Origin of the sequence: Azospirillum sp. TSH64, from assembly GCF_003116035.1 — a bacterium.
Taxonomy (GTDB): domain Bacteria; phylum Pseudomonadota; class Alphaproteobacteria; order Azospirillales; family Azospirillaceae; genus Azospirillum.
On the sequence record NZ_LGQW01000015.1, the window covers coordinates 6,538,227 to 6,551,337 of the forward strand.

Consider the following 13,111-nt stretch of genomic DNA (forward strand, 5'->3'; position numbering starts at 1 on the left):
TGGGGACTGGAAATAATTCAGGAGGAAGACACCTTGGCCGGACCCTTGTCGCACATCCGGGTGCTGGAGCTGTCGCGCGTGCTGGCCGGGCCGTGGTCGGCGCAGACGCTGGCCGATCTCGGCGCCGACGTGATCAAGGTGGAACGGCCGGGTGCCGGCGACGATACCCGCGCCTGGGGTCCGCCCTGGGCCGGCGACCAGTCGGCCTATTTCCTCTCGACCAACCGCGGCAAGCGGTCGATCACCATCGACTTCGAGCGGCCGGAAGGGCAGGAGCTCGTCCGCAAGCTCGCCGCCCAGGCCGATGTCGTCATCGAGAATTTCAAGGTCGGCGGGCTGGTCAAATACGGCCTCGACTATGACAGCCTGAAGGCGATCAACCCGCGGCTGGTCTATTGCTCGATCACCGGCTTCGGCCAGACCGGGCCGTACCGCAACCGCGCCGGCTACGATTTCATGATCCAGGGCATGGGCGGGCTGATGAGCATCACCGGCCAGCCCGACGGCGAGCCGGGCGGCGGACCGGTCAAGGTCGGCGTCGCGGTGACCGACATCTTCACCGGACTCTACGCCACCATCGGCATCATGGGCGCGCTGGCCCACCGCGACCGCACCGGCGAGGGCCAGCAGGTAGACCTCGCGCTGCTCGACGTGCAGGTGGCGGTGCTGGCGAACCAGGCGATGAACTGCCTGGTCGGCGGCAAGGCGCCGCAGCGGCTCGGCAACGCCCATCCGAACATCGTGCCCTATCAGGCCTTCGCCACCCGCGATGGCTACATCATCCTGGCGGTCGGCAACGACGGCCAGTTCGCCAAGTTCTGCACGGTCGCCGGCCGCCCCGATCTGGCCAAGGACGAGCGCTACGCCACCAATCCGGCCCGCGTCGCCAACCGCAAGGAGCTGGTGGCCCTGCTGGAGGAGTTGATCCGTACCCGCGACAGCCACGACTGGCTGGACGCGCTGGAGCAGGTCGGCGTGCCCTGCGGCCCGATCAACGATCTAGCGGCGGTCTTCGAGGATCCGCAGGTCAAGGCCCGCAACATCCACCAGGATCTGCCGCACCCGACCCAGGGCAGCGTGCCGACGGTGGCGAGCCCGATCCGCTACAGCGGCACCCCGCTGGTCCACGACACCGCCCCGCCGACGCTGGGCCAGCACACCGACACGGTGCTCGCCGAAGCCCTCGGGCTGGGCGAGGCCGACATCGCCGCCCTGCGCGAGAAGGGCGTGATCTGACAGCCGGAGATGAGGCCGGAAAGCGGGAGCTTTCCGGCTTTGTCGTCAGAACTCCGTCACCACGGTGACGCCGGTGCCCTCGAACCTGTCCATCGTCATCAGGGCATCGATGGACTGTTCCAGCGTGATCGTCCGGCCGATCAGCTTTTCCGGCGCCAGCTTGCCGGACCGCATCATCTCCAGCATCGCATCGTAGCGGTGGGCCTGCATGCCGTGGCTGCCGAGGATTTCCAGCTCGTTGGCGATGACGCGGCTCATCGGAATGGCCGGCGTGCTGTTCTCGGCCAGCATCAGCCCGACCTGCACATGCTTGCCCCGCTTGCGCAGGTTGGCGATCGAGTTGAAGCAGGTGGTCGGATGGCCCAACGCGTCGAGCGAGACATGGGCGCCGCCGCGGGTGGTCTCGATCACCGCTTCGGCGACTTCCGCGACCTCCGACGCGTTCACCGTGGCGACGGCGCCGAGCGCGCGGGCCAGGGCGAGCTTTTCCTCCGAAATGTCGACGGCGACGACGTTGGCGCCCACCGCATTGGCGATCATGATCGCCGACAGGCCGACGCCGCCGCAGCCATGGACGGCGACCCATTGGCCGGCTGACGCCTTGCCCTGGTCGATGACGGCGCGGAACGAGGTGACGAAGCGGCAGCCCAGGCTGGCAGCCGTGGTGAAGTCCATGCTCTCCGGCAGTTCCACCAGATTGATGTCCGCCTGATGCAGGCCGACATACTGGGCGAAGGATCCCCAATGGGTGAAGCCGGGCTGGAACTGCCGGTCGCAAACCTGATGGTTGCCGGAGTGACATTCGGGACAGGCGCCGCAGCCGCCGACGAACGGGACCGTCACCCGGTCCCCGACCTTCCATTTCGTCACGTCCCTGCCGACCGCCTCGACGATGCCGGCCAGCTCGTGGCCGGGGACATTGGGAAGCTGGATGTCGGTGTCGTGGCCGACCCAGCCGTGCCAGTCGCTGCGGCAGACGCCGGTCGCCATCACTTTGACGACGACGCCATGCGGCTCCGGCGTCGGATCGGGCACGGTCATGATGTGCGGCGGGGCGGAAAATGCCTCGTAGACCACGGCTTTCATCGGGGGACTCCATCTGGACGCTCCCCGCAGTCTACGCCGGGCCTGCTGAAATTGGCTTTCAATTGAAGAGAGGTCGGACCGGAGATATGAAAGACTCTTTCTTCTGATGGCTTGATTGCGAAGGAGTCCTTCAGCATGGACGCGCTGGACAAAATGGATGCCGCGATTGTCGACCGGCTGCAACAGGATGGCCGGCTGTCCAATGCCAGGCTTTCCGAACAGCTGGCGCTCAGCGAGGCGTCCTGCTGGCGGCGGCAGAAGCGCCTGGAGGAAAGCGGGGTGATCAAGGGCTATCAGGCGATTCTCGACCGCCGCAAGCTCGGCTTCGGCGTCATGGCCTTCGTGCAGATCGTCTGCACCCAGCATGGGGAGGATGTGACCGCGGCTTTCGAGGCGATCATCCAGGGCTGCCCCTCGGTGCTGAGTTGCCACAACACCACCGGAGAGGCGGATTTCCTGCTGGTGGTCGTCGCGCGCGATCTCGACGATTACAGCGGGTTCGTCGACCGGGTTCTGCGAAAGCTGCCGGGGGTGGCCAGCATCCGCTCGAACCTGTCGCTGCGGGAAATGAAGGCGACGAACAGGCTGCCTGTCATCGGGTAGGGCGGAGATCGCGCCATGCCTTTGCGCAATCTCCGATCCTGTACGATGCCGGGGCGGCGCTTTCGTGAAGGGACGCGGCATCAGGCCGCGCGGACACCCCGGAGGAACTCGTCGACCGCGGAACTGAGCGTCCTGGCTTCGCGCGACAGCTCTCCGGCGGCGTCCAGCACCTGGCCCGCCATGCTGCCGCTGAGGCTGGCGGCTTTCTGCACCTCGATGACGTTGGTGGAGACCTCCATGGTGCCGGAAGCCGCCTGGGTCACGTTGCGCGAGATTTCCCCGGTCGCCGCGTTCTGCTCCTCGACCGCCGAGGCGATCGCGGTGGCGATCCCGCTCATCTGCGTGATCGTTGCGCCGATCCCCTTGATGGCATCGACGGCTTCGCTGGTCACCGCCTGCATCGTGGCGATCTGTGCTGCGATCTCGTCGGTGGCGCGGGCGGTCTGGGTGGCGAGGTTCTTCACCTCCGAGGCGACCACGGCGAACCCCTTGCCGGCGTCGCCCGCCCGTGCCGCCTCGATGGTGGCGTTCAGCGCCAGCAGATTGGTCTGGCCGGCGATGCTCTGGATCAGATTCACCACTTCGCCGATCTTCTGCGCGGCGTTCGCCAGACCGGCGACGGTGTCGTTGGTCCGCTCCGCATCCTTGACCGCCTGGGCGGAGATCTGCGACGACGTGCTGACCTGCTTGGAGATTTCAAGCAGCGATGCCGACATCTCCTCGGTGGCGGCGGCGACGGTCTGGACGTTGGCGGAGGTCTGTTCGGCGGCGGCGGCCGAGGCGCTGGCCTGATGGCTGGTCTGCTCGGCCGTACCGACCATCGTCGTGGCGACCGACTGCATGTTGCCCGATGCCGTGGCGACGCTTTCCACCACCCCCTTGACGCTGGCCTCGAAACTCCGGGCCAGCGCCGCCATCGACGCCTTGCGGTCGGCCTCCGCCTTCGCCTTCGATTGCTCCTGCTCGGCTTCCAGGCGGGCGTTCTCGATGGCGTTGCGCTTGAACACCTCGACGGCCTTCGCCATGGCGCCGATCTCGTCGCGACGCTCCTGCCCTTCGATCTGCACGCCGTTGTCGCCGGCCGCAAGCCGCCCCATGACGGCAGTCATGCCGCGGATCGGAGTGGCGATGCCGCGCGACAGCAGGATGCCGGCCGCGATTGCGAGGATGATCATGGCTCCGCCGCCGACGAGGTTGACGGTGTAGGAGGTCGAGAAGGCAATGGCCTGATCGGCCGCGCGCTTGCCGAGCAGATCGCGCTCCATCTTGTCGATCTCCGCGATTTTGCCGCGCAGCCCATCGATCGCTGATTTCCCGGCGCCGGAGGCTTCCAGCGCGCGCGCCTGCTCGCGGGTTTCAGGCTTGGCCATCAGTTCGATCTCTTCCTCGGCGACCGTGGCCAGCCACGTCCGATAGAAGCGGTCGACATCGGCGAAGCGGATCTGCTGCGTCGGGTTGTCCGCCGTCAGCTGCTTCGCTTTGGCAAGGGATTCCGCATAGTGGCGCTGGCCCTCGCGGTACGGCTCCAGGAACTTGTCGTCGCCGGCGATCAGATAACCACGGACACCGGTTTCCTGGTTCACCACCGATTCCAGGATCCTGTTGACCTCTTCGAGCACCTCATAGGTGTGGGTCGTCCAACCGCTCGATGTCTCGATGAACGAAAGCTTCGAATAGCTGGAAAAGGCGACGGCCAAGGCGATTGCAACCATAGATGCAAATGCGCCGGAAATTTTCTTGGCAATCGACAGGTTTGCAAGGCTGAACATTGTCTCGTTCTCTCCCAATCCATACGCCCGGAGTGCGTTGAGGGTTTGCATCTTATGATGGCAGGCATAGAAGAAAAAACTGGGTCTAGTATTTTTATTGGAAGATCCCACAAAGTATTCTGGAGAAAAAAATTAATGAAATGTTAAAAACTTATATTCGGATTTACACTGATTTATTTTGTCAATGTCTGCTACATCCGAATGAATGTCGGTTCATTTTTCTAGAATTGGCAAGAAAGCGCTTAGCCCCGCAATTAAATATTTTATGGTTTCAGAAGATGATTTCTCAGAACGGAGGTTTTGTTCCGCAGCGGCGAAAACTTGGCGTGGTCATGAAGCGATCTCCGCGGTCTGGCTCCGGACGCGGTGAAAGACGGTGCCTCGTCTTGCCCCGGGCGCATCGGCGCCGGCCGGCACGCGCCAGTGCCCATTCGGCATCGCTCCTGTCCGCCGGGCGGGGGTTGCGTTCGTCCGCCATTCCAGCAATATCGCTGCCCGCGCAGGTCTCCGGCCTGCTCCCGCGGACCCTGCCGTCAACCAACTCCCGGACCCCTTCCATGACCGCGGCCCCCGCGACCGACACCCGTGCCGGCATCCTGATGATGCTGGGCGGGATGACGCTCTTCACGCTGAACGACGCGCTCGGCAAATGGCTGGTGGCCGACCATCCGGTCGCCATGCTGCTGGCGGTGCGCAGCCTGTTCGGGCTGGCGGTGCTGGCGCCGATGATCCGGCGCGAGGGCATCGCCGCGGTCTTCGCGGTCGACCGGCTGCCGCTGCACATCCTGCGTGTGGCTCTGATGACGGTGGATGTCGCCTGCTTCTACTGGGCGGTCGGTTATCTGCCGCTGGCCGACGTGATGACCATCTACATGTCGGCGCCGCTGATCGTCACCGCGCTGTCGGTGCTGGTCCTGCGGGAAAGCGTCGGCTGGCGCCGCTGGGTGGCGGTGCTGGTCGGCTTCATCGGCGTCGTCATCGTGCTGAACCCGACCGGCCGTTTCGACCTGTGGCCGTCGCTGGTGGCGCTGATCGGCGCCTTCATCTTCTCAAGCGGCGTGATCTCCACCCGCGTCCTGCGCTCCGCCTCCAGCCTGACGCTGGTCGCCAACCAGATGGTCGGCGGCCTGCTGATCGGCGGGGTGACGCTGCCCTGGACCTGGGAGGCGCCGGGCTGGCTCGGCTTCATCCTGCTGGGGCTGCTGGGCGTCACCGCGCTGGCCGGCCACGCCATGATGAACCGCTCGCTGCAGCTCAGCCCCGCCGCGGTGGTGGTGCCGTTCCAGTATGTGTCGATCCTGTGGGCGGTGATCCTCGACCTCGCCGTCTGGGGCACGGCTCCCACGGCACGCATGGGGGTGGGGGCGGCGCTGATCATCGGCAGCGGCCTGTTCATCGTCTACCGCGAACAGCGCGTGAAACGAGGCGTCGCGGCAGAGGGGGTGACGGAAGTGCCGTAAGGTTCCGGCTTACAGCGCGAAATAGCGCGGCACCAGCCTGACCGTCACCGGGTCCACCGGACGCCAGCCATAGTCGCGGATGACGTCGTTGGATTCCACCGGGCGCCGCCCGTCCGCCAGCGACCAGGTGATGTGGTAGGTCGAGCCGTCCGGCCGGTCGCTGGCGCCGTCGACGGCGACGACCAGAGCCTGCACCCCCTCGCCGTCGTCGGCATAGCCGATCACGTCGGCCTCGGTGGCGGCGGGCAGCGGCTCCTGCGGGCCGACGCCGAAGCTCAGCGTCACATGGTCGCCGACCAGCCTTTCATAGCGGGGCGGAACCAGGGCCAGCAGGCGCCCGCGTTCGTCCGCCGGCAGTTCCCACCCGGTGTATCCCGATCCCATCGCCCCATCCTCCGCACCGCAAGGCGCCGGCCCACTCAACACAGCACGCTCACCGCCGGCCACCGCTCATGATCTCGTCCATGATCTTATTCGCTTCGGCCGGTCCGGCAATCAGTTCGATCATGCGGATGGCGGTGTAGCCGGTGCGGGTGCTTCCGGCCGGTCCGGCCAGCGCCTGCTGCGCCTTTTCCGTCAGCGAGGCGGTGGTCTTCTGCGTCATCTCCCGCAGCTCGCCGCGCAGCCCCAGCGTATCGGCGATGGTCGCGCATTTGCGCAGCGCACGGGCGTGGTTCTCGGCCTGTGCCAGCTGGGCGCGTCCCTCGCTGGCGCCGATGGCACTGTTGTCGAGTGCGCCGATGGCGGCGACGATGCCAGCGTCTGCGTCCTGCAGGACCTGGGTCTTCACCATGGCATGGACGGAGCTGCGCACCTGTTTCAGCCGCTGGTCGAACTCCTTGTTCCGGCTGTGCTCCATCGCCGACCGCGTGGCGTCCAGGCTGGCAACGAGGTCGAGGGCCAGATCGGCCACCGCCATGCGGTCATTGGCCGGGCTGTCCTGCCAGCTGCGCGAGCGGTCCTCGATCTGGGCGACGACGGTGCCGCTCAGCTGCATGAACAGGGTGGCGCGGTCGGCCGACTTCTGCCCCAGATCCATGTCCCACAGCCCGCTGAGCAGCACCGACGGATCGGTCAGGCGCGAGGCGGCGAGCAGGATGAAGATCCGCAGCGACGCCGGTCTGGCGCGGGACAGCCGGCGGCCGATGGTCTGGATCGCCTCGATATGGTCGCCGTGGAGCTTCGGCACCGGCTTGGGCGACAGCGCCGCCTTCAGCTCCATGATCTCGGGCGCGATGGACAGGAGGATGGCGATGTCCGCGAGCGCCCGTGTCCGGCTGGGGTTCATCCGCAGGTCGAGCGCTTCGCTGAAATGCCCGGCCACCGCCCCCTCGGCGATCTTCGACACCGCTGCGGCGCATTCGCCCCAGAAGGCTTCGGTCAGCGCCTTGCGATCCGGCCCGTTCTGTAGGGCGGGGCGGAAGGCGCGCATGCGCTCCTTGCCGACCTCGGCCTCCACCAGCGGCCACAGGCTGTTCATCAGCGACCGTTCGATCACGCTCAGCGGCACCAGGTCGGCCTTGCCCAGCGCCTCAAACAGGTCTTCAAAGGGATCGCAGAACAGCCGCTTCAGCGTCGGCCGGCGGTGCAGCCGCAGCTCGACCAGCCGGGGACGGATCACGGCGATGGTGCGCTGGATGTCGGGATGGTCGTTCATCTGCTCCAGCAGATCGACGATCTGGCGGAACTTGGCCTCGTCGATGTCCAGAAGCTTGTCGCCCAGCGCGACCAGGTCCCTCATCTCCATGGTCAGGCCGCTCTCCCTTTGATCGTCTCGATCCGCATGACCAGATCGACATCGAGCTGGCCGCTGCGCCAGTCGACATAAGCGCGCACCGACCGCTTGTGGCTGTTGATCAGCTTGTCCGCCAGCGCGGACTGCTCGGCGCGGCCCTCGTCCTTCGGCAGCAGGGGGATGACGCGGAAGATGTCGTGGACGGCCATGTCCTGGCTGTAGCGGTCCTGGGTCAGCGCGTCGTTCCACAGCAGGATCAGATATTCCCAGCCGTCGAGCAGCCAGGACAGCCGGCTCGACGCCTTGCGGATCTGCGGGCGCTTGGTCTCCCACTGGCGCAGCAGAACCTCGAACGACGCCATCGCCTGATCGAACTGGCCGATGACGTTGCGGGCGTGGTTGACCGTATGCTCCGCCACCTCGGCGCAGAAGCCGCCGATGGGGGCCGCTTCCGACACGTTGTCGGTCGCCCAGTCGGTCATGCTGTCGCGGAAACCCTGGAGATCGCGCATCAGCCGCCGCAGCCGCGCCGGCTTGGGCGAACTGGCGAGCCCGATGGCCTCCATCATCAGCGCCAGCTCGGCGATGCGGCCGTAGAGTTCCTTCGGTTCCAGGGCCAGGCGCTGCGCCGCCTTCATCATCAGGTCGCGCGTCAGCTTCTGCCCTGCGGCGGAGGTCAGGCCGACCTTCAGGATCTCCGTCGATTCCAGCCCGACCGCCTTCAACGCCTCGACGATCAGCTGGTAGTTGATGAGAAGCCGCTGGTCCTCGTCGTCGCTCAGCGCCGCTTCGGCCGCCGCCACGGCTCCGCCGCCGGCCAGCCCGCAGCGCGCCGCCTCCAGCACCGCCTTGCGGATGTCGTCGGGCGAGCAGCCCTCGGCCTTGGCGATCAGATCGTGCAGCATCCGGTCATGCACGGTCATCGGGAAGGCCAGCGGCAGCGACTTCCAGGGAACCACATAGACGCCGCGCCCCTCGGAAAGGTTGGGCACCAGAACCTCCAGCTGGTCGCGGCTGTCCTTGCGCACGCGGGTCTGCGCCAGCACAGGCGTGGTGAAGGCCACGGCGGCACCGCGCTCCTCGAAGGTGGACGGGGCGAAATTGGTCAGAGAACGCATCTTGTCCTGCGGCCCTGGCTGCGGGGTGGGGTGTGTGGGGCGTCGTCGATTACGGCACTGCGATACTGAATTTTGCGTTAAATCCAATACAAGCGCCAATGGAATATATGACTTTCGGACTGACGGAACGGATCTCTTGCGGTACCCCCCGCCTCCGGCCTTCGCTGTTCCGCCCCCTCGTCCGTTGTCAGGAGAAGGGACGGTGCGCGGAGGGCAGGGGGATGAAAGCGGGTGCGGGATCGGTGTTCAAATGGATCGGCTACGGCCTGCTGGGCCTCGTCGGTCTGGTCGTCGTCGGGGTCGGCGCGGCGGTGCTGCTGTTCGACTGGAACGACGCCCGCGGCTTTGTCGCCCGCCGCGCCTCGGCGGCGCTGAACCGCGAGGTCGCCATCGACGGCGACCTGCGGGTGCATCTCGGCAACCCGATCCGCATCCATCTGGAAGGGCTGCGCGTCGCCAATGCCGAGTGGGCGCAGGACAGGACGATGGCGGAGATCAGGGCGCTGGACGCCTCGCTGCGCCCGTGGCCACTGCTGCGCGGCAACTGGGAACTGCCGGAGCTGAAGGTCGAGGGGCCGAAGCTGATCCTGGAGAAGAACGGCAAGGGCGAGGCGAACTGGAACTTCGGCCCGCCCAACGCGGAGAAGGAGGTGGCGAAGGAGGCCGTGACCCCCGACAAGCGCGGCGACATTCCGGTGATCGGGCGGCTGCTGATCGCCGACGGCAGGATTCGCTACCGCGACCCCACCAGCGACATCGACATCGACAACACCATCAACACCGCCACCGGCGACAACGACAGCGACACCGTGCAGCTGAACGGCAAGGGCAACTTCGCCGGCAAGCCCTTCACCCTGGCGGTGGAGGGCGGCTCGCTGCTCACCCTGCGCGACGATCCCAAGCCCTATCCGCTGAAGATCGACGCCGCCGTCGGCAAGACCAAGGGCCGCATCGAAGGATCGGTGGCGGAGCCGGTGAAGCTGGAGGGCGTCGACCTGTCGGTGGCGCTCAGCGGCAACGATCTGGCGGAGATCTTCCCGATCCTCGGCATTCCGACGCCGAAGACCCGGCCCTATTCCATTTCCGGCCATTTGTCGCGCGAAGGCGGCCTGTGGGCCTTCCACGGCATGAACGGCAAGGTCGGCGAAAGCGATTTGTCCGGCGACCTGTCGGTCGACACCAACGGGGAGCGGCCGATGGTGAAGGCCGACCTCACCTCCAACCGGCTGGCGGCCCTGGATATGGCCGGCCTGATCGGCGCCTCGCCGCGCGGCAGCGACGACTACCCGACCCGCGGCAACGGCCGCGTCATCCCCGCCACCCCGGTGAATGTGGAGATGCTGCGCAACACCGACATGGATGTCCGGCTGCGCGGCAAGCGGGTGGAGGCGCCCTTCGCCCCGCTCCAGGATCTGGACATGCGGGTCAGGCTGGCCAACGGCGATTTGCATTTCGATCCGCTGTCGCTGGGCATCGGCGGCGGGCGGATCGCCGGCACGGTCCAGGTGGACGGCAGCCGCAAGGTGCCGGCGATGCGCACCAACCTGGACATCCGCGCGATGAAGCTGTCCAGCTTCTTCAGCGAGACCTCGCTTGCAGGCCAGATCGGCGGCACGGTGGCCGGGCGCATCCAGCTTGCCGGCTCCGGCAAGACGGTGGCCGACCTGCTGGGCAGCTCCGACGGCAAGATCGGCGTTGCGGTGGACGGCGGCCGCGTCACCAGCCTCGCGGTCAAGGGGCTGAAGACCAACATCCTGGAAACGCTGGGCGTGGTCATTTCCGGGTCGAAGCCGATGCCCTTCAACTGCCTGGTCGGCAACATGTCGGTGCGGAACGGCGTCGCCCAGGTCGAGGCGCTGGTGCTCGACACGCCGGAAACGCTGGTCACCGGCAAGGGGCAGATCAGCCTGCGCAACGAGGCGCTGGACCTGCGCATCGTCGGCGATTCGAAGTCGCCGCAGGTCTTCGCCACCCATGTCCCGGTGCTGGTCGGCGGCACGCTGGGCAACCCGGACATCGGCGTCGATCCCACCGAGTCGGCGGCGCGGGGGGCTGCGGCGGTGGCGTTGGGCGTGCTGCTGACCCCGCTGGCCGGCGTGCTGCCCTTCCTTGACCCGGGCAGTGAGGAACAGCCACAGTGCGGCCGGCTGGTGCAGGATGCCCGGTCCCCCGACAAGGGGGCAGCGGCATCCGGCAAGTCGGGCAATGGCCGCGGGGACGGAAAGGCGTCGGGTTCGGCGCGCTGACCGGACGCAGATCCGCGTTCCCCTGTCCGATCCGGCATCGGATCACAGGATAAGGACGCTGCCTTTCCCAATGACCATCGACCAGATGTTATCGTTCGGGATCATCGGCGCGGTGATCGCGCTGCTGATCTGGGACCGGCTGCGCTACGACCTTGTCGGGATGATCGCCCTGCTGGCCTCGGTCGCCGCCGGGATCGTGCCGGCGAAGGAGGCGTTCCAGGGCTTTTCCGACGACATCGTCATCATCGTCGGCTCGGCCCTGGTGGTCAGCGCCGCCGTCGGCCGCTCCGGCGTGGTGGAGGCGGCGATGCGCCCGCTGACCGCGCGGATGACCGGCGTCTGGACCCAGGTGGCGGTCCTGGCCGGGGCGGTGACGCTGCTGTCGGCCATCGTCAAGAACATCGGCGCGCTGGCCATCTTCATGCCCATCGCCCTGCAGGTCGCGCGGCGGAGCGGCACGCCGGTGTCGCTGCTGCTGATGCCGATGGCCTTCGGCTCGCTGCTGGGCGGGTTGATGACGCTGGTCGGCACCTCGCCCAACATCATCGTGTCGCGGGTGCGGGCGGAGATGACGGGCGAGCCCTTCCACATGTTCGATTTCACGCCCGTGGGGCTGGTGATCGCGGTGGTCGGCGTCGCCTTCCTGACGGTCGGCTACCGGCTGCTGCCGAAGGGGCGGGCGGCGGGGGCCGGCCCGGCCTTCAACATCGACGACTACACGGCGGAGGCGCTGCTGCCCGCCGGATCGCAGTTCGTCGGCCGCACGGTGGAGGAGCTGGAGTCCTTCGGCGAGAGCGAGGTGACCGTCGCCGCCATCGTGCGCGAGAATTACCGCCGCTATGTCCCGTCGGGCCATTGGGTGCTGTTCGCCGACGACATCCTGGTGCTGGAGGGCGACACCACGGCGCTGGGCGATCTGGTCAAGCGCGCCGGCCTCCGGATGATGCACGACAAGGGCCAGGAGGGGGTGGAGGACGAGGACGACGTCGCCGTGGTCGAGGCGGTGGTGGAGCAGCGCTCCGCCATGATCGGCCACAGCATCGAGGAGGTGAACCTGCGCGAGCGGTTCGGCGCCAACCTGGTGGCGCTCAGCCGGCGCGGCCGGCCGATCCGTCAGCGGCTGCGCCGCATCCGCCTGCAATCGGGCGATCTGGTGGTGCTGCAATGCCGGCAGGCCGCCGTCTCCGACACGCTGGCCGAGCTGGGCTGCCTGCCGCTGGCCGAGCGCAACCTCGCCATCGGCCGCACGCCGAAGCGCGCCGTGGCGGTGGCGGTGCTGGGGCTGACCGTCACGCTGGTCGCCACCGGGCTGGTGCCGGTCGCCATCGCCTTCTTCGGGGCGGCGGTGGCGATGACCGCCCTGAAGGTGGTCAGCCTGCGCGATGCCTACGAGGCCATCGAATGGCCGATCCTGGTGCTTCTGGGCTCCCTGATCCCGGTCAGCGAGACGCTGCGCACCACCGGCGGCACCGAGCTGATCGCCGGTTTCCTGTCGGACCTGTCGCAGGGCCTGCCGCCGGTGGGGGCGCTGGCGATGATCATGGTGGCGGCGATGGCGGTGACGCCCTTCCTGAACAACGCCGCGACGGTGCTGGTGATGGCGCCCATCGGCGCCAGCCTCGCCACCCATCTCGGGCTGCGGCCGGACGCCTTCCTGATGGCGGTGGCGATCGGGGCGGGCTGCGATTTCCTCACCCCCATCGGCCACCAGTGCAACACGCTGGTGATGGGCCCCGGCGGCTACCGCTTCGGCGATTACTGGCGGCTCGGCCTGCCGCTGTCGATCATGGTGGTGGTGTTCGGCACGACGGCCATCGCGATCTTCTGGCCGCTGGTGCCGCGCTGAGGGGCAGGCGCG

10 protein-coding genes are annotated in these 13,111 nt (G+C 67.3%); 5 read left to right on the plus strand and 5 right to left on the minus strand.

The features are described 5' to 3' along the window. Positions 1–33 precede the first annotated feature (33 nt). A complete protein-coding gene (locus TSH64_RS30900; protein ID WP_109450927.1) occupies positions 34–1,236 on the plus strand; it encodes a CaiB/BaiF CoA-transferase family protein in 1,203 nt (400 codons plus the stop codon). 45 nt (positions 1,237–1,281) lie between these two features. Here TSH64_RS30900 and TSH64_RS30905 read toward each other — a convergent pair whose 3' ends face one another. Then, positions 1,282–2,322 (minus strand): zinc-dependent alcohol dehydrogenase family protein, encoded by a 1,041-nt coding sequence (locus tag TSH64_RS30905; protein ID WP_109450929.1) that lies wholly within the window; start codon positions 2,320–2,322, stop codon positions 1,282–1,284. Positions 2,323–2,457: 135 nt separating this feature from the next. On the opposite strand from TSH64_RS30905, the gene TSH64_RS30910 reads away from it, so the two are divergent. Then, entirely contained in the window at positions 2,458–2,925 is a 468-nt protein-coding gene (locus TSH64_RS30910; protein WP_109453195.1) for an Lrp/AsnC family transcriptional regulator, read from the plus strand. 80 nt (positions 2,926–3,005) lie between these two features. Here TSH64_RS30910 and TSH64_RS30915 read toward each other — a convergent pair whose 3' ends face one another. Next, positions 3,006–4,622: a CHASE3 domain-containing protein gene (locus TSH64_RS30915; protein ID WP_348770334.1), complete on the minus strand. Its 1,617-nt coding sequence runs from the start codon at positions 4,620–4,622 to the stop codon at positions 3,006–3,008. A gap of 629 nt (positions 4,623–5,251) precedes the next feature. Here TSH64_RS30915 and TSH64_RS30920 point away from each other — a divergent pair. Continuing rightward, positions 5,252–6,154, plus strand: a complete 903-nt coding sequence (locus TSH64_RS30920; RefSeq protein WP_109450933.1) for a DMT family transporter — start codon at positions 5,252–5,254, stop codon at positions 6,152–6,154. A gap of 9 nt (positions 6,155–6,163) precedes the next feature. On the opposite strand, the gene TSH64_RS30925 is transcribed toward TSH64_RS30920, so the two are convergent. From TSH64_RS30925 to TSH64_RS30935, 3 genes are read right to left on the minus strand one after another with little or no spacing between them, the layout of a single operon-like run. Beyond that, entirely contained in the window at positions 6,164–6,538 is a 375-nt protein-coding gene (locus TSH64_RS30925; protein ID WP_109450935.1) for a hypothetical protein, read from the minus strand. 49 nt (positions 6,539–6,587) lie between these two features. Continuing rightward, the gene (locus TSH64_RS30930) at positions 6,588–7,901 is read right to left on the minus strand and encodes a hypothetical protein (RefSeq protein WP_109450938.1); all 1,314 of its coding nucleotides are present in this window, start codon (positions 7,899–7,901) and stop codon (positions 6,588–6,590) included. A 2-nt stretch (positions 7,902–7,903) separates the two neighbouring features. Then, positions 7,904–9,007 (minus strand): hypothetical protein, encoded by a 1,104-nt coding sequence (locus TSH64_RS30935; protein ID WP_109450940.1) that lies wholly within the window; start codon positions 9,005–9,007, stop codon positions 7,904–7,906. Between the two features lie 221 nt (positions 9,008–9,228). On the opposite strand from TSH64_RS30935, the gene TSH64_RS30940 reads away from it, so the two are divergent. Both TSH64_RS30940 and TSH64_RS30945 read left to right on the plus strand, forming a co-directional pair. Beyond that, positions 9,229–11,253, plus strand: coding sequence for an AsmA family protein (locus TSH64_RS30940; RefSeq protein ID WP_109450942.1), 2,025 nt, complete (start codon positions 9,229–9,231; stop codon positions 11,251–11,253). Positions 11,254–11,323: 70 nt separating this feature from the next. Further along, positions 11,324–13,099: an SLC13 family permease gene (locus TSH64_RS30945; RefSeq protein WP_109450944.1), complete on the plus strand. Its 1,776-nt coding sequence runs from the start codon at positions 11,324–11,326 to the stop codon at positions 13,097–13,099. The last annotated feature ends 12 nt before the right edge of the window (positions 13,100–13,111 follow it).